The organism is Lysinibacillus capsici (genome assembly GCF_003367505.1).
Lineage (GTDB): Bacteria > Bacillota > Bacilli > Bacillales_A > Planococcaceae > Lysinibacillus > Lysinibacillus capsici.
Genome location: NZ_PXXX01000012.1, coordinates 101,699 through 121,397, shown reverse-complemented (window position 1 = coordinate 121,397; position 19,699 = coordinate 101,699). Strand labels below are relative to the sequence as shown.

Annotated in this window: 18 protein-coding genes, 1 pseudogene and 1 other annotated feature; of the genes and pseudogenes, 3 read left to right on the top strand and 16 right to left on the bottom strand. The window is 35.1% G+C overall.

Going from position 1 to position 19,699, the window contains the following annotated elements; all coding sequences use genetic code 11:
• The 3 genes from C7B89_RS23150 to C7B89_RS11595 all read right to left on the bottom strand — a co-directional run.
• The coding region (locus C7B89_RS23150) for a hypothetical protein (RefSeq protein WP_103118012.1) at positions 1 to 182 on the bottom strand (182 nt) is incomplete at its 3' end.
• Between the two features lie 705 nt (positions 183 to 887).
• Positions 888 to 1,517 (bottom strand): hypothetical protein, encoded by a 630-nt coding sequence (locus C7B89_RS11600; protein WP_115673776.1) that lies wholly within the window; start codon positions 1,515 to 1,517, stop codon positions 888 to 890.
• Positions 1,518 to 2,185: 668 nt separating this feature from the next.
• Positions 2,186 to 4,306: an S-layer homology domain-containing protein gene (locus tag C7B89_RS11595; protein WP_115673775.1), complete on the bottom strand. Its 2,121-nt coding sequence runs from the start codon at positions 4,304 to 4,306 to the stop codon at positions 2,186 to 2,188.
• 650 nt (positions 4,307 to 4,956) lie between these two features.
• Between C7B89_RS11595 and C7B89_RS11590 the strand changes: the two genes are divergently transcribed.
• Positions 4,957 to 5,214, top strand: a complete 258-nt coding sequence (locus C7B89_RS11590) for a hypothetical protein (protein ID WP_244205647.1) — start codon at positions 4,957 to 4,959, stop codon at positions 5,212 to 5,214.
• A gap of 172 nt (positions 5,215 to 5,386) precedes the next feature.
• On the opposite strand, the gene C7B89_RS11585 is transcribed toward C7B89_RS11590, so the two are convergent.
• Positions 5,387 to 5,587, bottom strand: a complete 201-nt coding sequence (locus tag C7B89_RS11585; RefSeq protein ID WP_103118008.1) for a hypothetical protein — start codon at positions 5,585 to 5,587, stop codon at positions 5,387 to 5,389.
• A gap of 415 nt (positions 5,588 to 6,002) precedes the next feature.
• Positions 6,003 to 6,143 (bottom strand): DUF3953 domain-containing protein, encoded by a 141-nt coding sequence (locus C7B89_RS23255; RefSeq protein WP_255600869.1) that lies wholly within the window; start codon positions 6,141 to 6,143, stop codon positions 6,003 to 6,005.
• 233 nt (positions 6,144 to 6,376) lie between these two features.
• On the opposite strand from C7B89_RS23255, the gene C7B89_RS11570 reads away from it, so the two are divergent.
• Positions 6,377 to 7,273, top strand: coding sequence for a hypothetical protein (locus tag C7B89_RS11570; RefSeq protein WP_115673773.1), 897 nt, complete (start codon positions 6,377 to 6,379; stop codon positions 7,271 to 7,273).
• 48 nt (positions 7,274 to 7,321) lie between these two features.
• Positions 7,322 to 7,531: a hypothetical protein gene (locus C7B89_RS11565; protein ID WP_048393776.1), complete on the top strand. Its 210-nt coding sequence runs from the start codon at positions 7,322 to 7,324 to the stop codon at positions 7,529 to 7,531.
• 58 nt (positions 7,532 to 7,589) lie between these two features.
• On the opposite strand, the gene C7B89_RS11560 is transcribed toward C7B89_RS11565, so the two are convergent.
• The 11 genes and pseudogenes from C7B89_RS11560 to C7B89_RS11510 form a co-directional block, all read right to left on the bottom strand.
• The gene (locus C7B89_RS11560) at positions 7,590 to 8,150 is read right to left on the bottom strand and encodes a DUF4256 domain-containing protein (RefSeq protein WP_208644732.1); all 561 of its coding nucleotides are present in this window, start codon (positions 8,148 to 8,150) and stop codon (positions 7,590 to 7,592) included.
• An 18-nt stretch (positions 8,151 to 8,168) separates the two neighbouring features.
• On the bottom strand, positions 8,169 to 8,459 hold the full coding sequence (locus C7B89_RS11555; RefSeq protein WP_115673779.1) for an RNA polymerase alpha subunit C-terminal domain-containing protein: 291 nt from the start codon (positions 8,457 to 8,459) through the stop codon (positions 8,169 to 8,171).
• A gap of 64 nt (positions 8,460 to 8,523) precedes the next feature.
• Positions 8,524 to 9,957, bottom strand: a complete 1,434-nt coding sequence (locus C7B89_RS11550; RefSeq protein WP_115673772.1) for a hypothetical protein — start codon at positions 9,955 to 9,957, stop codon at positions 8,524 to 8,526.
• Between the two features lie 444 nt (positions 9,958 to 10,401).
• Positions 10,402 to 10,872, bottom strand: coding sequence for a peptide-methionine (S)-S-oxide reductase (locus C7B89_RS11545; protein ID WP_115673771.1), 471 nt, complete (start codon positions 10,870 to 10,872; stop codon positions 10,402 to 10,404).
• 188 nt (positions 10,873 to 11,060) lie between these two features.
• Positions 11,061 to 12,422 (bottom strand): amino acid permease, encoded by a 1,362-nt coding sequence (locus C7B89_RS11540; protein ID WP_112117983.1) that lies wholly within the window; start codon positions 12,420 to 12,422, stop codon positions 11,061 to 11,063.
• Positions 12,423 to 12,500: 78 nt separating this feature from the next.
• Positions 12,501 to 12,752 (bottom strand) — a binding site (T-box leader).
• A gap of 156 nt (positions 12,753 to 12,908) precedes the next feature.
• Positions 12,909 to 13,406 (bottom strand): P-loop nucleotide/nucleoside kinase family protein, encoded by a 498-nt coding sequence (locus C7B89_RS11535; RefSeq protein WP_115673770.1) that lies wholly within the window; start codon positions 13,404 to 13,406, stop codon positions 12,909 to 12,911.
• Positions 13,407 to 13,607: 201 nt separating this feature from the next.
• Positions 13,608 to 14,513: an NAD(P)/FAD-dependent oxidoreductase gene (locus C7B89_RS11530; protein WP_115673778.1), complete on the bottom strand. Its 906-nt coding sequence runs from the start codon at positions 14,511 to 14,513 to the stop codon at positions 13,608 to 13,610.
• 499 nt (positions 14,514 to 15,012) lie between these two features.
• Positions 15,013 to 16,512, bottom strand: a complete 1,500-nt coding sequence (locus C7B89_RS11525) for a methyl-accepting chemotaxis protein (protein WP_115673769.1) — start codon at positions 16,510 to 16,512, stop codon at positions 15,013 to 15,015.
• A gap of 671 nt (positions 16,513 to 17,183) precedes the next feature.
• Positions 17,184 to 17,420 carry an NADPH-dependent FMN reductase gene (locus C7B89_RS11520; RefSeq protein WP_244205646.1) on the bottom strand — a complete coding sequence of 79 codons (237 nt, stop codon included), beginning with the start codon at positions 17,418 to 17,420 and terminating at the stop codon, positions 17,184 to 17,186.
• Positions 17,421 to 17,764: 344 nt separating this feature from the next.
• A complete protein-coding gene (locus C7B89_RS11515) occupies positions 17,765 to 18,064 on the bottom strand; it encodes a hypothetical protein (RefSeq protein WP_115673767.1) in 300 nt (99 codons plus the stop codon).
• 184 nt (positions 18,065 to 18,248) lie between these two features.
• A pseudogene (locus C7B89_RS11510) lies at positions 18,249 to 19,655 on the bottom strand (aminotransferase-like domain-containing protein).
• Positions 19,656 to 19,699: the final 44 nt, after the last annotated feature.

Sequence of the window (19,699 nt, the reverse complement as noted above, 5' to 3'; positions counted from 1 at the left end):
ATTTTTATAGTTTTAATGAGATTTTTTAATTGTCTATTATTTAAGTAGTTCAATTGTTTTCGATTTAAAAATTCTTTTAATTTATTTTGTACCTTTAGCATAACAAAACTAATTTTTTTCAAAATAAGCAACATTATACCAACTGTTGCTAAATACATAATAATTCCATTTACAAGTATCATATTCTATCTCACTCGCTTCTTAAAGTGTTTAAATTAATTAGTAAAACCCATTTATTACATATATTATACTTTATTTTTAATGTTGCTCTAAATTTTTTTTAGACCTAAACTTTATTCAAAAAGAACTTAAGAATAAATGTTTACTTTCCGTGACTTTTTCTAAAAAACCAACCTCAAAAAACCCCTATAAACGTTGATATATCAAGACAGCATGAACGCATACATTCATCATAAGCATTCATGCTTTTACCCTCTTTCATATGTATTCGCAAAGAGGTTTTGTGTGTATGTACAAAGACATGCTTTTCGCCTGATTTCTTGGGTTTTTGAGGGGAATGTGACTTCGTGATTGCTCAATTTGAACAACCAAAGCTTTCATTATGTTTCATCGCTTCTAGTATGTATTCATATAAAGTAATATTTAATTACTAAATATACCAATAATACAAAAGGAAAAAGCCCAGGCTCAAAATTATTGAATACCTGGGTTTATCACAAAATTATTTACTTTTGGACTTTCTTATATTTCTTACATAATCCATTATTAGAAATACAACCATAGTGATAATACCGTACATTATCGTCTCTTTACTATCAAAATAGTAGTCCTCTTTATTATAAATAAACTTAGAAATGTTTATAATTATCGCACCGACTATAAAATAAATTAGAAAGTTTCTGATTAATTTCATATTTTATTTTTCCTTATTCACAATTAGAACTTCCTGGGAATAGTTTGTTCATCTTAGTAGAACAGCTTACTGAGATAACACTAAGATTTATTACTAAACCTGGAAGTGTTGCACCTGCAACTTTTTTAGGAAACTCTTTTAAAATTAATTTTGCAGCTTGTTTGAAATTAGATGCTCTAATTGCATCAACAATAATCGTTAATGATGTAGCAATACCAAAATAACTCGATAAACCTTCTTTAATACATTCATTTTCTGCTGCTCTAAATTCCATTGTTTCTCTTTTACCATGCCATTCACAAGCTACTGCAAATAGTGTAATTTGTGGTTCAGAAATTATATTAACGTCTTCAGAAGAAATTAGTAGGTTTTCTACTTCTAATCCCTCAATGATCGCCTCTTTCATAGAATTACCTTTTAATTCTGTCTCTATTATTTCTCTATCATAACCTACAATAACTTCTTTATTATTTTTTAAAACTGCTTTGTCAAATATCAATTCAAGTGCTTCCGCTAAATCATTTTCTAATTTTTGTTCTTGATTCATACTTTCAACAGTACTAATTGCATACGAACTAGAGACCCCTGAAAAAAGTAACGTTATTGTGATCATTAAAATAGTCATTAATTTATATTTTCTCATGAAATAAACTCCTATTGTAATCTATTTAGTAATAGTTGTTGTTTACTATAGTAAATATCCCTCGAGGTAATTTTATCCTAACATTCTTAACTTTTCTAAATCAACACTCAATCAACGCCATTTTTTTGGCGTTTATTATGTATATTTTGGTGTAATTTATAAATAAAAAACAAATCACGCCAAATCACGTCACTTATCCTTCCTTATTATTGGCGTACAAGGCATTACTTGTACATCTAAAGTAATATTTACTGTGAATTTTCTTCAAAAACCCTTGAAAACAATTTAAAGTTAGTTAGGTAAAACCATTCACATAATTGTCAAAATGAACAACTGTAAGTAGACAGGACTCAAGCCGTTCAAACGTTTCTGCTAACGGTATGCTTATAATATTTACATAAGTCATGCTTTTGCACCAAAATGCTTCAATCGGTCCGTATCAATACATTGACCAACACGCGACATGCTTTGTATCAAACTGGCTTTGTTTTCGCTTCGCTTAATTTACTTGGAGGTTCACTATATATGAATGGCTGCTCGCCAAGCTGTGATGATTTTATTGCCGACTTTATGCTGAAAAAAGAGGGAATGATTAGTCAATGCCTCTTTTGAACGACACTATAAAAGGACACGTCCATAGACGCATCCTTTAGCTTGTAAAATTAGTTCTATTGGAAATTAAAAATCCATGTCATCGACCCAGTATTATTGTTAATATCTGTGTAATCAAATGTTATCTGAGCTTCTCCTGTACCAATCTTCTGCACATTTAAAAAAACATGTCCAGAAGGATTTGGACCCGTAATCGTTGCAGTGGCAATATTGTCATCATTACTTCTCGGATTACTGAAAATGACAGTTGAATTGTTTTCCCCTGTTATGGCAACCGTCAAATTCACATTAGTTGACATGGAATAAGGTCCACCAAATGTCCCACCATCAACATATGGTGGTGAAATATTAACTCTTGGTGTATCTGGAATTGTTACCGTTACGGGTGCTGACTTGTAAGCTACTACTCTAGTGTTATTATCTACTATTTTATAGTTTACCGTTACATCACCAGCTGTAACACCTCTTATAGCCCCTGTACTTTGCTGAATTGTTGCAGCTCCTGTACCATTTGTTACAGTCCAGATGATGGATTGTCCGACTCCTGGAGGCGTAAAATTAGTTGCTGCTGAGCCCCAGCCAATAACTGAATAAGGTGCTGGCACCATGGGTATTGCTGCTACTGTTGCTTGTGGATGAACTGTCACAGTTGTCGTACCTTTTTCAATTACTACGCCATTAGCATCCATTCCTACATACGTAATAACTGAGCTACCTGCACTTATAGCTGTTACTTGGCCAGTTGTAGCATTCACTGTCGCTACACTTGTTGGTTCAGCTACAAAACTTTTGTTTGTTGCTGTTGCAGATAAGCCTGCTCCTACTGAAGCTGTTATTACTTCATCCATTTGCAGTACTTGCGAATATGTTGGGTTTTTTGCTGTTGCCTCATCATATACAGTGAGACTCACAGAATTCATTTTACCATTACTACTTGTATACGAAATGGTTGTGTTGCCTGGTGTGTGAGCAGTAATTTCACCTGTACTAGAATGAACTGTTGCAACACCTGTATTGCTTGATGACCACGTTATTGTGCCTGATTCGGTTGTTTCTGCTGTTCTACTAGTAGTTTCTCCCAGTTGTATAACAGATGATGACGTTCCTACGCCAGTAATCGCTGCACCATTGCTATGGGTCACTGTGAAAGTAACTGAAGCCGTTTTTAGTCCATCTACCGTTGTTGCTGTTATGGTCACAGTACCTATACCAGTCGCTATCACTTTCCCCTGCCCGTTAACAGTTGCAACTTTCAGATCTGAGGAAGTCCATCTCACAAGTTTATTTGTAGCATTTGCGGGTACAACATTTACTGTTAATGTCTTTGTTTCACCAATTTTAAGATTTTCTATCACCTCATTCAATGTAATCCCGACTACAGGAATTACACTTGGTGTTGGTGATGGATCTGAGTCTGAGTCTGAGTCTGAGTTTGGTTCTGGTTTTGGTTTTGGTTCTGGCTTTGGTACTGGTTTTGGTTCTAGTTTTGGATCTGGCTTTGGTTCTGGCTTTGGTTCTGGTTTTGGTTCTGGTTCTGGTTCTGGTGTTACTTTATCAATCTTCTTTAAAAATCGAGAAGCAACAAGGGCAACTTGTTGTCTTTCAGCTATTCCTTGTGGATTGAAACGATTTAATGTATCGCCTGTCATTAGGTTTGATGCTACTGCAAAACCTACCGCATCCCTTGCCCAAGCAGAAATTTTATGCTGGTCAGCAAAAGTAAGCTGTTCGCCAAGGCCATTAGTTTCACCACCTAATGCTCTAGCAAATAGAGTGGCCATTTCTTGACGTGTTAAACCTGAGCCAACGCCGAACTTCCCATCACCTATCCCATTTATTAATCCAGCTTTAACTGCTGCTTCGATAGCTGGATACGCATAATGAGTTGTTGGAATATCTGTAAATGTTGGAGTACTTGGAGAGTTAGTTAGATTCAAATTCAGTGCTTTCGCTAAAATTATAGCAAAATCTTGTCTTGTAATTGCTGATGTTGGTCTAAATTCACCATCTGGATAACCATTTATAATGCCTTTTTCAACTAACTCGTTGATAGCATTTTTTGCATAGGAATTCTCAATATCAGAGAAATCAACTGCAGCAAAGGTGACTGTATTTATTGAAAGAAATGAAACGACAAAGCTTATTAAAAATACTATGCTAATAATAATATTTTTCAAAATAACACTCCTTAGTTTAGTTTGGAATAAGTATCTTTCATCTTCACTTATTAATTTTTATAGCCATTTAATGTCGTTTCTATTAACAAACGTTAATAGTACTGTTAATTGTTTAATTATTAACAGCTTAGAATTATTCTTTGCTTGTACAGCGACTTCTCACTTTACTTAGAGCTCTATTTCACATCACAAATTACTTGTTAAATTGTATCCCTCCTATCAACAAACTCATCTAGTTTTAATAGGGTCTTCTACAATAAATATTCTTTACCTATTACTTTTTTTCCTTCTGTAATTCAATCCATCCGTTCAATATATATTGCAAATTTTTCATATTCAATATATGCTTCTTCGGCAGTGGTAGTTATGATAGTTTATATCCAACTGACTTAATACTGTGTTCTTGATAGTATTTCTCCACGTTTTTTCAATGCTTACTGGTGCCATCATCTGGTCTGATTAAACCTGAAATTCAATTACTAAAAAAAGTAAATATACTAAATCTTTTCAAGTTCAGTACGATAACAACTATGGAACTAAAAATGTGATTAGGAAGGTGATAATTTATCATGATGACGACCAATTTCTCTACTATGCAATATTTAATGTCACGAAAGTCCTCGTCTAAGTATTATGGGTTGACACGACAAATGAGCAAGGAAGTTAAAGCTACATCAAAAGAGAATCAAGAAAAAATAAATAATGTAAATAAAATTCTTGAAGAAAGTAAAACTTCTAAACTATCTAGCAAACAAATTGAAACGTTAAAAAGCGCAGTAAAGCAAGGGTTATTAGGATCTAGTTCTAATCATTTAAGCCCATTAGGTATGTATAACTATAAAAAATCAATCTCAAGTTCGAATTCAAACTTACATTCAACTTTGAGAGCTTATCGAAATTCTATCTAGTTTTTAAACACCCTTTAACCTATTAGAGGGTGTTTTGTCTTGTAAGACAGGTTTCATATCATGGTATTCAATTAACCAAAGCCGAACATATGTATGCTTTTAAATCCTTATCCCCCTTTAAACGTCCACTATATAAAAAGGATCACTTTCCTATCAGTGACCCTTTCAACGATTATTTAAAATTCTGTGGTTTTACCACTTTAAATGAAGCAACTTCCCCGCAGTTTTTACAAAAAGTCATTTGGAGTGGTGACCCTACCGCCATAATTGCTCCAATAGGTCGTATATTGCCTTGGCTTGTAGTACCACCCACCTGTCCAGTCGTAAAGGTATCCCGCCCACAAGCCTTGCAAACTAATTTTTCATTCTCCATCATATCACCTCATTTTATGTAATTTATGTAAATTATAACATATGAATATCTGGTATGAGCGATGAGCGGGTCTGACTCATTAAATCTATATAAATATCTAGGAAAATAATGAAGAAAATATTCTTATTATTCATTTTGTTATTGCTTGTAGGGTGTAATGAAACAGTTAAAACGGAGGAAAAAACATTTGCATTTCCTGATGAAATCCTAAAAATAATAATGATGGGACAAGGGGCAAATCGTGAGGTAAAGACGAACATTTGAACATGACATCGACAAAAAAAATGCCATGCAAATTTTAACTGAATCCCATCCAGATGAAGGGCCATTATATACTTTGGAAGTGATTTATGAAAATGTCTGGAAGGACTTGATTGATGTATGGTATTACGAAAATTAACAGTGGTTGCTTCCTTTAAATCAAGACAAAGCTCTGAACGGACACATAGATTGAAAATATAGATACCCCCATTAGGAACCAACCATAAACTGTTCGCTGTTTTTGAAATTCTTGAATACCTAAAGTGAACATGAAAAAGCCTAAGAACAATATCATGAGGTAATTCAATTGGAAATCTCGTGTGATTAGTCCGTAAGCTGCTAAAGATATGCCTGTGATGGAAAAAATAATTTTTAAACAATTTAACATAAATTCCCACACCCTTTTTAGTAACTACAATATAAATTATTTCGTGCAGTGTCAATATACTTAGCTACTTCTTTTCATTTTCCGTATACATCTACCTATACTTTCCTATATAGTAATATAAAAGGAGGTTGTATGGAAATATGTCGTTATTATTGGCATTTTTGGGCTTTTTAGGTTTTATTGTAGGTCTCGTATTAATAGTGATTGGACTTATTAAAAAGAAAAAAATGAAGGGCGGACTTGTATTAGGTATCTCAGTTGTTATATTTATTGTTGGATTCATATTAACGCCTGTTGATGGAACAGAATCAGGTAAACAAGCTGGCACCCATGAAAAAGTGGAAACTGTGACAAAACCTAAAGAAGAAACCCCAGAAGAGAAAGCTGCTCGTGAAGCAAAGGAAGCTGAAGAAAAAGCATTGGCTGAACAAAAGGCAAAAGAAGAAGCTGAAGTTCGAGCAAAAGCTGAGGCCGAAGCAAAAGCAAAAGCTGAAGCTGAAAGAATCGCTAAACTAGAAGCTCTAAAAATAAATGGCTCTGGTGATACAGCTACGAAGAAATTCAAATTAGAGAAGGGTTTCGTTATTGTAGATGCAACTCATCAGGGGTCTAGCAATTTTGCTGTTAAACTATTAGACGCTAATGCTAACATGATCAAATTAGTTGTTAATGAGATTGGTAACTACACTGGTAAGAAAATTTATGCTGTACCCACTGGTGAATATCAGTATGAAGTAACAGCAAGTGGTCCATGGACGATTAATATGTCCCAAGAGATTCCTGCTGAGGTTGCACCTGAAGGCAAAGTTACAGGTACAGGTGATAGCGTAGTATTTATGAATATTTCAAAAGGTGCTAAAACCGTTGCTTTCACGCATGACGGCTCTAGGAATTTTGTAGTGAAAGCTAATGACAGCGTTTTATTAGCTAATGAAATTGGTACTTACAGTGGCTCAAAAGTTCAAAAAGTAGAGGATACTTCAATTTACTACTTTGATATAACGGCTGATGGGAATTGGTCTATGACATTTGAATAAATATCTGTTTAAGTAAATTTATCGCCCATCAGAAAGGAAGCGTCGTAAATGAAACAGTGGCGACATAGTAAGAGTTTTGTTATCTCTTGGTATGCTTTACTTTTAATTTGGATTATCATGCCAATTTATTTGTCGATTCCAAGTATCATCACTATTTTATTCATCATGTTTTCAGCATTTGGAGCTTGTGTGAATCACATTAAATATATCAAAAGAAGTAAAAGGCCATATGTCAAAATTATTGATTTAAACAAATAAAATTTTCTATAAAAAAAGGCATATGCTCATCCGCTGATCGGACATATGCCTTTATTTCTTAAACTCTTAACGATCCACGGAAGCCTCTTGCCGCGTAGTAGGATTCTGCGCCATTGTGGTACATAAAGACCATGTCATAGCGACGGTCGCAGAAGATGGCACCGCCTAGTTTGCGAATGTTGTCAGGTGTTTGTACCCAGCTTGATGTTTTTAAATCGAACTTGCCAAGCTCCTGTAGTTGGCGATATTGCTCCTCTGTTAACAGCTCAATGCCCATTTCCTTGGCAACATCCATAGCCGTATTTTCAGGCTTGTGATTTTTTCTAGATTCCCATGCTTCACGGTCATAACATAAACTTCTGCGACCTTTAGGACTTTCCGCAGAACAATCATAGAAAATGAACTCGTCCGTGTTTGCATCATAGCCAACTACATCTGGTTCACCGCCTGTTACTTCCATTTCGTAGAGCGACCATAGTTTCTCCCTATTAGCCTCTAGCCTAGCTTGGACATTTGCCCAGTCAAGCCCTTCATGACGAGATGTATTTTTCTCGAAGCGAACTTGCAAAGTATTGATTAGTTCCTCGGTTTGCTCTTGAGATAATTCTTTCGTTGACATTGTTATCTTCCCCCTCACTTATTTAAATGACAAGCCTTCTTCTTTCAATGATGATCTCATAATTGGTAAGGAGGCTGGTCCAACACCATGCAATTTTAAGATATCCTTTTCCGTATACATAGATAGTTTTTCCAACGTATCAATACCTGCGTGTACGAATGCATTTCTTGCAGGTGAACTCAATTTGGAAAGGAAGCCACTGCTAGGTTTATTTTCCTGATCACAGGTAGGGCAGCTTGAACAATCTGTGCTTTTGTAAAATGGATGTCCTTTTTCACAAACTTTTAACCTTTTTTCTGCCAACCTCATCCCTCCAAAGCCTTTACTTTTGTCCATTTTACCATATTTCAATCTAGGGTATTGCTAACGAAACCTAGAATGCCTCTATTTGTTGATCTGTTAAGTTTTGTGCACCGAGGTATTGAACTTTCGGTACCCCATCCATATATTTCACCACAGCATATCTTTGTATCCCTGGTTTTAGCCAAATACGTGCTTCCTTAGGCCAACTTGCAATATCCTTCACAAACATTTCCTCTGGTGTAATATTTGTATCCTTTGAGAGCGAGTATTCAGTATGATTAAATTCATTATCTAAGATGGTCACATAGAATAAATCGTCTCTGACTTTATAGACATCTTGAAAATGGCGGTCAATAGCATCGAAATAAAAACCAGTTGGATAGATATAAAACTTCCCTGCTTCATAAGACATAATGGACTGGCTCTCTCTGGAAGGGAAATTCATCCTCTCAATATCTAAGTCAACGCCAAATGTTTCTTTGTATTTTGCTTGGACGGAGGCCCCATCAAAAACCATTTCACTCATGTCTGAATACTCATGGTCAAGATTGGCCTTTTGAATAACATCTAACACTAAAGATTGGACGACTTTTTTGTCTTGATGATGGATGCGTCTCTTTGTATTAAATTCCTCTAAGGCACTGACAATTTCTTCCCTTTTCTTCTTTTCTAGCAAAGCTTCTTGCCCAACAATACTATTTACGCTCGGTGCGAGGGCAGCAAGGACTGTGCCAACATTGCTAGCTGGGCTAGTATAATCGAAACCATATTTTTTCTCGGAAAAATTACTAATCAATATGGAACGTTCCTCACCTAAATATGGGGCAAAAGCTGTGTCATATGTGGCTTGATCTGTTACTTCACCATTTAAAAAATAATCGATACCCACTACATTGTTATTATCCATTGTATAGCCAGTAATAACTAACTCCATTGCTGAGTTAGTTGGCTCCTTGGCATAAATCCAGATCTTGTCAACCGTAGTACCTTGACTTGTTTGATTGGAGAACATTTTGATGAACGTTCGACCATCCTGACCTTTGACTAAAGACACATTCATATCACAGGCTGAGCAGACCAATTGATCAACTTCACTTGAAAAAGATAGAATAGCGCTTTCACCGTTCGTATTTCCCGTCCAAACTTCTTGGATATAATTATCCTTATTTCGATGTGTATATGCAGATAATGGGTAGTCTACTCCCTTCATGAAGGCATAAACCTCCTGAACCCCATCATTATCAAAATCGATTAATTCTGAATATAAAACGCCCTGATTATACTCATTTTCAGCAAATGTTTGCATATCGTATGTATAGCCTATTGTCTCAACAGCCTCAGATAATTTCTCATATAATTGACGATCTACCAACTGCTTTTCCTGTGCCAACTTAGATGCCGCTTCTTGTTCGCCGCTAGCCTCGACCCCAGGCTTCTCCTTGGATTGATTTGAACATCCGCACATCAATACCATGAAGAATAATAACAACCAACTTTTTTTCATATTAACATTCAACCTTTCAACACTATGTAATATCTATGTAAATTTTCTACATTTACTACTTTATACCAATATAAGGGTGCTGTAAGTAATAAAGTTTTGATATACTCCTTTGCTAAAAATGATTTAATCCAAACTCTCTATATGGAATTGCTGAACCTTTTGAACATCATGGCTCTTTAGGGGGAAAATCTCACTTAAAATCGTAATGCTTCTCTTTATCAAAATTAAATAGTTCCGCTTTTGTAAAGTGACAATTTTAACCCTTCTAAATAAGAATAACCCCGTTCCAAGTTAGGACGGGGTTAACAGTAATATGCTTTCTTGTTTCATCGATAGCACTTTCTGATATTGATCATTTCCTTCTAATTTTCTGCGTTTTAGCAAATACATAACCTGATAATCCAAATGACGCACTAATAACATAGAAAGGTCTCGTGAATTCCGTTATTTATATTTATTTAAAATTTCTGTGGGAATATGACAATAATCATTTGGACATCTGGTTAATCTATCTTGATGTTCCTCTGCACTTCTGACATAGTTTGTAAGGGGCAATACTTCAACCATTATAAGCTCGTAATCATTTCGCTCTCTAAGAAATGCCTTCGCCTCTTTTAAATGCTCAGGATTTTCACTATATACGCCTGTTCTATATTTTTCGCCAACATCCTGTCCTTGTCTATTCAAACTGTAAGGATCAATGATTTCGAATAAATAGCCCATTAAATCTCGAATGGTTACAACTGTTGGATCAAACCCTGTTTTTACACATTCAGCGTATCCATCATAATCGCCCTCAAGCGTACGACTTGTTCCATTCGCTCTTCCTGCTTCTGTAAACGTAACTCCTGGTAGTGTTTTTATAAAAGCTTGTACGCCCCATAAACATCCACCAGCCAAATATACTACTTCCATCTTGCCCCTCCTTTTTTGTCTAAATACAGATCAATTTTTATTATGAACCTATTCATAAATGAAGGCACTCATCACATTCTTTACTAATGGCTAAAAATTATTAAACCTTAGATAAACGTAATGAATCGAGTATACCAAAATGATTTTTTAACAATTTGCCAGTAGAAGTATCAGTATAAAAGATGTAACTACTTTTTAACATGTATTACTTTGTAGCCAATAAATAAGATGAAAAACCAAACTGGTGCCACATATAGGGCAACACGCATATCTGGAATAAACGCCATTAACACAATCACCATTAATAAAAATACAATAGCAATATACGTAGAAAGTGGGTAAAGCGGAATTTTGAATTTCAGCTTGGCTACTTCCTCTTTCGTTTTTGACTTCCTAAATTTCAACTGTGCTAATAAAATAATCATCCAGCTTGTAATAACTGCAACCGTCGCAACTGCAGAAATATAGATAAACACTTTTTCAGGTACTACATAGTTTAAGACAACCGCGATTAATAACACAGCTGACGAAAATAATATCCCTCGACTCGGACTACCGTTTTTGCTTACTGTTTTAAAATATTCTGGACCATTTTTTTGTACCGATAAGTTGTGTAGCATACGTCCTGAACCATATAAGCCACTATTAAAGGCAGACATTGCAGCTGTAATAACGACAAAGTTAATAATGTGAGCCGCAGCAGGGATACCGACGTAATCGAAAATTTGAACGAATGGGCTACCTTCTGAGCCAACTTCGTTCCAAGGATAAATAACCATCATAACGCCTAGCGCCCCAATGTAGAATATTAAAATACGCCAAACGATGTTGTTAATCGCTGATGGAATGGACTTGCTAGGATTTTTTGCTTCTCCTGCAGAAATACCCACTAATTCAACCCCACCGAATGAGAACATAACTAATACGAGTGACATTAAAATACCATGGAAACCGTTTGGCATGAAGCCACCATGTGCCCATAAATTATCAAAGCCAATTGCTTCACCGTGGTTGCCGACACCGAAGAAAATAATGGCTAATCCTAGAACGATCATCCCGATAATTGCCACAACTTTAATCATCGCAAACCAGAATTCGAATTCTCCGTATGCTTTTACATTTGCTAAATTTACAAGCGTCATCATAACAAGGACGACAAGAGCAGTTACCCATTGTGGAATATCCGGAAACCAGTAGTTAATATATACACCGACAACTGTTAGTTCTGCCATGCCCACGACAATCCACATGAACCAATATGTCCATCCAGATAAGAACCCAGCAAAGCGCCCTAAATATTTATTCGCGTACATACTGAATGAGCCTGACACAGGTTCTGCTACTGCCATTTCGCCTAATGCACGCATAATGGTGAAAATAACTAACCCGCCAATTAAATAAGCTAGTAAAATAGATGGTCCCGCCATTTGAATGGTTGAACTAGAGCCATAAAATAAACCGACCCCAATGGACCCGCCTAGTGCAATTAATTGCATGTGACGAGTACTTAATTCCCGCTTTAGTTGTGAATCTTGATGATTATCTTTCATAATGCTTACTCCTCATACGTTTAGATTTTCAAATACTTGCTCAAAAAAGGAATAAAAAAAACGCCCTTTTGGATTAACCAAAAGGACGATTCAACTCGTGTTACCACCTTTAATTTATAAGCAATTCACATTACTTACCTTAAGAAGTACGGTCATTTGACGATACTCTCGCACATGATTACGGGTGCTTACCGGCGTAGCCTACTTAGAATAATCCTTTCGGTACACAGCTCCAAGATGAATTCTCAATCGTTTTACATGCACCTCTCATCGACCGGTAACTTTCTGTTCGTAAAAATAATTGATACTACTTCTTTTCATAGCCTTTGTTCTATACAAATATTTTTGAATTGTTTTTCATTTTACAGAAAAAAAATAGTTTGTCAATATAATTTTCAAAAATTCTTCATAAACCGCATAAATTACATATGACAATTCTATAGGCGGTTTAGTCCAGCTAATTTTTCCTGGTGCTATAACTCTGTGTTATTCTTTCCCACTAAACTCCCATATATTTAAACCCTCGGAAGCTTCTGGTGCTTCAAAAAATTTAGTAATTTCAATAAACGTCGCTTCCGTGTCAAAAGCTGCTCTTTCGGGTTGTTCGTTACGCCTTTGCGCAATTTGACGCAAGCATTGCTGGTTATTTAAATTAAGGTAGATTAGTTGATGGTTTGCATTGACCTCTGACGCTATATCCAAAAACCACTTTCGCTGTTTTTGAGTGTTACCTGGAAAATCCATTACTACATGCGTACCAACACTCAAAATGTTTTGGACATGCTTTTTCACCATCGGCTTGAGCTGTGCTGATAATTTTAGATAGTCCTCAAATGATGTGATCTGATTGGGATAAAGAGAGGAAAGCCATTCATCCTCAGATAAAAGTACCGCATTTTTTTCTTTAGCCAATTGTTTTGATTTTGTTGATTTTCCTGCTCCCATTTTTCCACAGAAAAAGTATAGAGTCCCCACTTGTTTCATGTTTTTCTTCCCCCGAGCTTTTTTTATTGGTTTTAGTTCTTACCCTACCCTTGTAAAACTATAATTTTTGGAACAACAAAAACGGATTCTACAAGCAAAATCCGTTCTTCGTCATTTCTTATAGTAACTCTAACACAATATTTGAGAATACATTAGTTGATATGTTATTACTAAGATCCTATTCCAAGTGTTATGACGTCATCAAAAGCGTTCCATCGTTAAATCAGTATTTACTGAAACAGCAGCTTTATTACCTTTGGCAGCTGAAATCATTAAAGTGGAAGGTTTAGATCTTTCGGTTTCCCCTGCAATATATACATTTTTTTGAGTTGTTCTACCAACACCATCTGTTATGACTTTTCCATCTTCATCAATATCACAGCCAAGCTTCTCAGCAAACTGATTGGGGCGATAATAAGAAGGGGCCACAAATCCACCCGACCTTATAATGGTTGCTCCTGACTCAAACTCTATTTTTTGTAAGTACCCATCATTACCTATGAGATCTTTTACCTTTTCTGATATTATTTTGATATTGTGTTTTTGCAACTCCATTTTACCTTCTTTAGATAAGTGAGCTCCATTCGTTAAGACAACCAAATCCTGTGACCAATTATAAATCAACTTAGTCAAATGCAATACATGCTCTTCTTTTTCTGCCATCACCACTAATGGCTTATCCTTTTGCTCCCAGCCATCACAATACGGACAACTAAATAGACTTTTTCCATAAAATTTTCTTATACTTGGTATAGTAAATATTTCTTGAACACCGGTGGCGAGGATGATTTTTTCTGAAACAAATTCCTGACTCGTAGATGTTTTGACAGTAAATCGCTCATTACCTATATCCTTTATAATTTCAGTAACTGTCGCATTAAGATAGGAGACGGACGGGTAATTCACCAACTCTTTTAAAGCTATTTCTTTAAATGCTTGTGGTTTTATCCCATCACGCGTAATAAATCCATGTGACGCCTGTGTCACTCTATTCCTATTTGTCCCATCATCCATTAATGCAATATTTCTCCTAGCTCTTCCTAAAGTTAAGCCAGCACTTAACCCAGAAGGACCTCCGCCTATTATGATACAATCAAGAACAGTCATTTTTACCTCCGTATTGATTTGCTTTCTTTTGAAATGTAATTTGCATTCGAGAACTACATTATTTCCTACATCATGGTTTTCCATTCTTTACACACTAAAAAATAACGCGGAGTTTTTGTTTATTTCGTATTAAAAAAGACGCATTCCTTTTTAAAGAAATGCGCACAATTGTGGAATAAACAGTTTAAATATTTTTGAATGACTTTATGTAAACTTAACCACTTTTTTGTTACTAAAAACATTCAACTCTCCAAATTTCATACAATTCACTAGAGAATCTATTAAATTTTTATTATTTCACGAATTTGAATATGCCTACTTTAATTTCATCGAGTGAAGCTTACCCATAATTTATGCTTCAGTTTCAACCGTCTTGATTTCACTTTCTATTTTCACTGCCAGTATTTTTGACCAATACTTTCAATTAAAATCACAAACAAGTGAGTTAAATACACATAATAAAATTTACAGCATAAATAAATAATTAAATCCTTGTATCTTACTGTTGCTTTGAAAACTCCACTAAATTCTGTGACATTGTACCAATTTCGTCTGCTGAGGCATTCAATTGTTCAGTAAGTGCTGCTTGTGTTTGTGCAAGTTCGCTAATTTTATCCATATAGTCAATGATTGTATCAATAGAAACCTTTATTTGCATTAAACTAGATTCAATATTACCTGTTGCCTCTGCCGAATTAACTGCTAATTTTCTTACCTCTTCAGCAACTACACCAAAACCTTTCCCATGATCTCCTGCACGTGCTGCTTCTATCGCAGCATTTAACCCGAGTAAATTTGTTTGGACTGCTATCTCTCGAATAAAATTTGATATAAGTTGTGTCTCATCTGCTAACCCTTTCGCATCATTGGCAACTCCAGTTGTTTTTTCCTGTGTGAACGCCAGTTCCTGTGCCTGCATTGTAATAGAATTAATCCCTACAACCATTTCATTAATCGAAGCTGATAACTCTTCCATTCTTGTCATGATTTCATGCACATTTTGTTCTTTCATTTTTTGATGTGTAATGTCTCGAATTGTTCCTGCCACTCGCATAGGGGCTCCAACACTATCCCGAAGAGTTGTACCGCTTGCATGAAACCAGCGATATTCACCTGATTTTAATTGAAGGCGATAATCCACTTTAAATGGCGTACATCCTGAAAAGTCTAATAAATGTGCACTAAACGCATCTAATGCAAACTGCTTGTCCTCTGGATGCAAGCGATCACTCCAAGAACTCATAATATTCGGAAAATCATTTTCATCCTTGTAACCTAATGTTCTTCGAAATTGTTCGCTCCACCAAAAGGAATTCTGTGGATTTAAAGGATCACCTTGATCTACAATCATATCCCATGGCGCCTCTACTAGAGCTTCACTGATTAAATCATACCGTGTTACATACCCCTGTAACTTTTCCATATTTATCCTTTTATCATCATGTATATTCATAATTGTTCCTATTATTTGGTATTGATTATCTACAATAAGAGAAGCTATTCCCGTAGTCCGTATCCAGCGTTCTTGACCATCACCAAAGCATATTAAATGCTCCATATTAAAAGAAGTTTGTGTCACTAAACTCGCCTCAAGCATCTCTTCAAAATCAGAACGATACCCTAATGGAATTAACGTCAAAAAATCTTGAAAACTGTTTTTAATAGGATAAGTATCGAATCCTAAGAACTTTTTTAATTCTGCCGAAACTGTAAACACATTGTTTGAATCATTCAAGCGCCCATTCATTACTTTTAATTCCCAAAGACCAATTTCATTACTTTTTAATACATTATTAAACTTTTTCTGCAATTGATCTTCAGACTCTTGTCGAAGCCTATTTACTTCGTTTAAATTATGTATAAACTGTTGTAATTCTTCATTTGATTGGGCTAATGTATAATTGTAATCAAATTGACCCTGTTTAGCTAATTGTAATTGAACCTCACTCAATCTAATCAGTTTATCTATTGATATGCTCCATTCTTTTTTAAATAACATTTTAATTCCCCCTATAGCTTCGAGTTTCCTTATTATAACTGATAAAACAGTTAAAAAGAACTCTCGAAAATTAAATAAAATGATGATTTTTTTACAAAACCACCTATAAATATCCGTATTTTATTAAAAATAGAAAATTTTACATAATTTAATACTCATGACTATTGAAAAGTATTCAAATGCATAATATAACATATCATTTTTCAAAAAAAACAGACTGTATTTTCAAATAGAAAACGAAATGAGCTACTCGTATTAAGTATAGATCCTATTAACTCGCTAGTATTAATAAAAAATCTACAGGTATTTTATTTTTTACTGGACCATTATTAAGTTGAAATCTGCTATTCCAAAGCCAAATATCCAGTTATTTCCTTTGTTTCGAATATATAAATTCCACCGGCTTCATAGGTTTCAGGAGTTACTGTCCAAATCTTCCGCTGTTTGGTTGCAGTTCTTCCATATTTAGAACTTGTTTTAATCCGTTAACAAAGTAATCAAACGGTCAACCAACACCAAGTTTTACGCCTCTATTTTCCTCATTAATCATGACAATCGTAGGGAAACCAGCTGCTCCTAAAATTCTAGTAAGAACAAAATCGTCATTTAATATTTGTTGTCCGATTGGTTGTTCAGTTTCATTTCCAATAGCTTCTCTAATAAGACCAAGTTTATTTACTGTTTCTAACCATAACTGATTTATTGTTCCACTCTACATACAAGTAATCAATTCCATCTTTTAAACCTGATATAACAGCTTTTTTGTATTCAGGTGTTACAAAGACAAATCCATCAAATTTACTTATTTTCTTTAACCAAGTATCGGCTTCAGAAGTTGCATAGTCCTGTGCCATAATAGTAGGTACTGATTCATTGTATCTTGGTAGGTTGTAATCCTTACTATCCACTAACTCAAATTCAACATCCGTTCTTTTGTCGGCGATTGATTTCACCCATTTAGGAATTTGTATAGATAGTACATGAATAGTGACACCAAAGATGACTTATCCTGTAATTTTTCTTCTGTCCGCCTACTCTTTCTTTTGTCATATTTAACAAAACTTCCTTCTAAACAAAAATAAAAAACCGTATTTAAGGTCTTTATTACCTTAAATACGGTTATAATCACAGAACTTTATAAACAGGAAAATTCTTTTAGGAAGACACCATTGTCATTAATTTCACGGAAATTGTTCGAAAACAACTCCATTCTAATGATCATATCGCATGCTAAATTTATTTGTATTTCTGCTCAAAAGGAACTCCTGTCATATGACCAATGTTCAGAAAGTAAATCAAGAACCTTGGGAATTATTGAAAAGTATCCAGTTTCATTGAAAGTTATAAATCCTTTATCAAATAAAGCGTCATGATTTGAGCATATCAAAAAGTCGTTATCCAAATCGAATCTTTCCTTCTCATCAGAAATCACAAGCCCAAGTCTAATTAGAAAATTGTTTGATTCATCTCCACCACCAAATTCAACAAGTTCATAATCGTTAGCAATCCAGTTTACATATCTTAGTACCTCCTTTGAGATATCTCTTGTCATTATGGTATAAAACAAACTTTCCCGTTTGTTGAATAAACAATTTTCTTATTAATCCGTAGAAAAAACACCTCGACTTTGAATTAATAAAATACATTGCCCTGCTTTTCAACTAAATATATTTTACTTCAATATTGTATAATTGTTTTTATTTATAATTCACTAGAGAATTACAGTTTTATATCTATTAAATTTTTAATATTTCACTTAATTTGAATATGCCTACTTTAATTTCATCGAGTGAAGCATACCCATAAGAAATTCGGATAAACTGTCCTGACTTTTCAGCATAAATACTACCAGGATTTAGAAGAATATTGTTGGAAAATGCCTTTTCAAATAGCCTTTTTACTTTGAATTCGGGTTTTATTTTCACCCATATGAACAATCCACCTTTTGGGATGTCCCATGTCGCATAGGGACTCAAATATTTATCCAGTGCATCTAAAGTAACTTTTCTCCGAACCCTAAGTTGTTCTCTTACTTTATCAAGATGTTTATCATAGAAATCACTAGATAACCACTCTGCGGCAACGAGCTGGGAAAGAGTACTTGATCCGTAATCGGATTGCATTTTCAAATCAGCTAATCGATTGATAACTGACTCCGAGCCAACTATCCAGCCAATTCGTAATCCTGAACTAAGAGTTTTTGATAGACTCCCAACATATAATACATTTCCATAAAGGTCCCTTGCTTTTAGTGGTCTAGGTGGTGGGCTATCAATCCATAAATCGTGGTACACATCATCTTCTATAACTGGCAGTTGCTCTCTTTAACAATAGGCAATTAATTTCTCTCGTCTCTTTTCTTGCATTAAGGCGCCTGTAGGATTATGAAAGGTTGGAATCGTATATAAAATATTTTTCCCATTTTCCTTTGTCAAATAAATTGAATCGATGATTAGCCCCTCCGTGTCCATCGCTAATCCTTGCAACGCCATCCCCGCAGACTCAAAAACAGTCAACGAGTATAGATAGGAAGGCATCTCTAGCAATACCGTAGATCCTCTTTTTAGTAATCCAATTGAAATTAAATGTAAAGCTTGGAGCGCACCGGAAACTACGAGAATGGACGAAGGTGATGCTTCGATACCCCTTAACTTTAAATAGTCACTAATGGCTTGTCGTAAATGTATATTTCCTTTTGGCTCTTCATAGCCAAACGAGGTTAATTGATTCGATATTTTTTGAACGATGAATTTCATCTCTTCTAAGGGGAACATTTCTGGTGATAGTTCCCCCTTACTCAATTGAATAAGATTCGTATTCGATTCAGCCTTGTTAATCTCTTGCACCATAGATACACTGGGCTTATGAACGCCTAAAGTGACGTTTCCATTCCAGTTAGTCGAAGATTTTGCGCCCATCAAAGTCCAAGTATTATTGGTGACGACTGTTTCCTTCCCAGCTTTACCTTCTAGTAGCCCTTCTGCCCTCAGCTCCTCTAACGCCGTTAAGACTGTACTACGATTAACCTCAAACTGTTTTGCCAAATTACGTTGACTAGGTATAGGACTTCCGATCGACCACTCCCCTTTAGCAATTTTTTCTTTTATATAATCAATAATGTATTGATATTTTGGTTTTTTCATTTGTAATCCCTCTTCTGACTGGTTGGTTTTTTTTATTTTAACCG

What these genes read in the sequence shown, in the direction of transcription:
- C7B89_RS11600 (WP_115673776.1), bottom strand. Translation starts at nt 1,517, where the DNA reads ATGAGAAAATATAAATTAATGACTATTTTAATGATCACAATAACGTTA.
- C7B89_RS11590 (WP_244205647.1), top strand. Translation starts at nt 4,957, where the DNA reads ATGAGCAAGGAAGTTAAAGCTACATCAAAAGAGAATCAAGAAAAAATA.
- C7B89_RS11585 (WP_103118008.1), bottom strand. Translation starts at nt 5,587, where the DNA reads ATGGAGAATGAAAAATTAGTTTGCAAGGCTTGTGGGCGGGATACCTTT.
- C7B89_RS23255 (WP_255600869.1), bottom strand. Translation starts at nt 6,143, where the DNA reads ATGATATTGTTCTTAGGCTTTTTCATGTTCACTTTAGGTATTCAAGAA.
- C7B89_RS11570 (WP_115673773.1), top strand. Translation starts at nt 6,377, where the DNA reads ATGTCGTTATTATTGGCATTTTTGGGCTTTTTAGGTTTTATTGTAGGT.
- C7B89_RS11565 (WP_048393776.1), top strand. Translation starts at nt 7,322, where the DNA reads ATGAAACAGTGGCGACATAGTAAGAGTTTTGTTATCTCTTGGTATGCT.
- C7B89_RS11560 (WP_208644732.1), bottom strand. Translation starts at nt 8,150, where the DNA reads ATGTCAACGAAAGAATTATCTCAAGAGCAAACCGAGGAACTAATCAAT.
- C7B89_RS11555 (WP_115673779.1), bottom strand. Translation starts at nt 8,459, where the DNA reads ATGAGGTTGGCAGAAAAAAGGTTAAAAGTTTGTGAAAAAGGACATCCA.
- C7B89_RS11550 (WP_115673772.1), bottom strand. Translation starts at nt 9,957, where the DNA reads ATGAAAAAAAGTTGGTTGTTATTATTCTTCATGGTATTGATGTGCGGA.
- C7B89_RS11545 (WP_115673771.1), bottom strand. Translation starts at nt 10,872, where the DNA reads ATGGAAGTAGTATATTTGGCTGGTGGATGTTTATGGGGCGTACAAGCT.
- C7B89_RS11540 (WP_112117983.1), bottom strand. Translation starts at nt 12,422, where the DNA reads ATGAAAGATAATCATCAAGATTCACAACTAAAGCGGGAATTAAGTACT.
- C7B89_RS11535 (WP_115673770.1), bottom strand. Translation starts at nt 13,406, where the DNA reads ATGAAACAAGTGGGGACTCTATACTTTTTCTGTGGAAAAATGGGAGCA.
- C7B89_RS11530 (WP_115673778.1), bottom strand. Translation starts at nt 14,513, where the DNA reads ATGACTGTTCTTGATTGTATCATAATAGGCGGAGGTCCTTCTGGGTTA.
- C7B89_RS11525 (WP_115673769.1), bottom strand. Translation starts at nt 16,512, where the DNA reads ATGTTATTTAAAAAAGAATGGAGCATATCAATAGATAAACTGATTAGA.
- C7B89_RS11515 (WP_115673767.1), bottom strand. Translation starts at nt 18,064, where the DNA reads ATGACAAGAGATATCTCAAAGGAGGTACTAAGATATGTAAACTGGATT.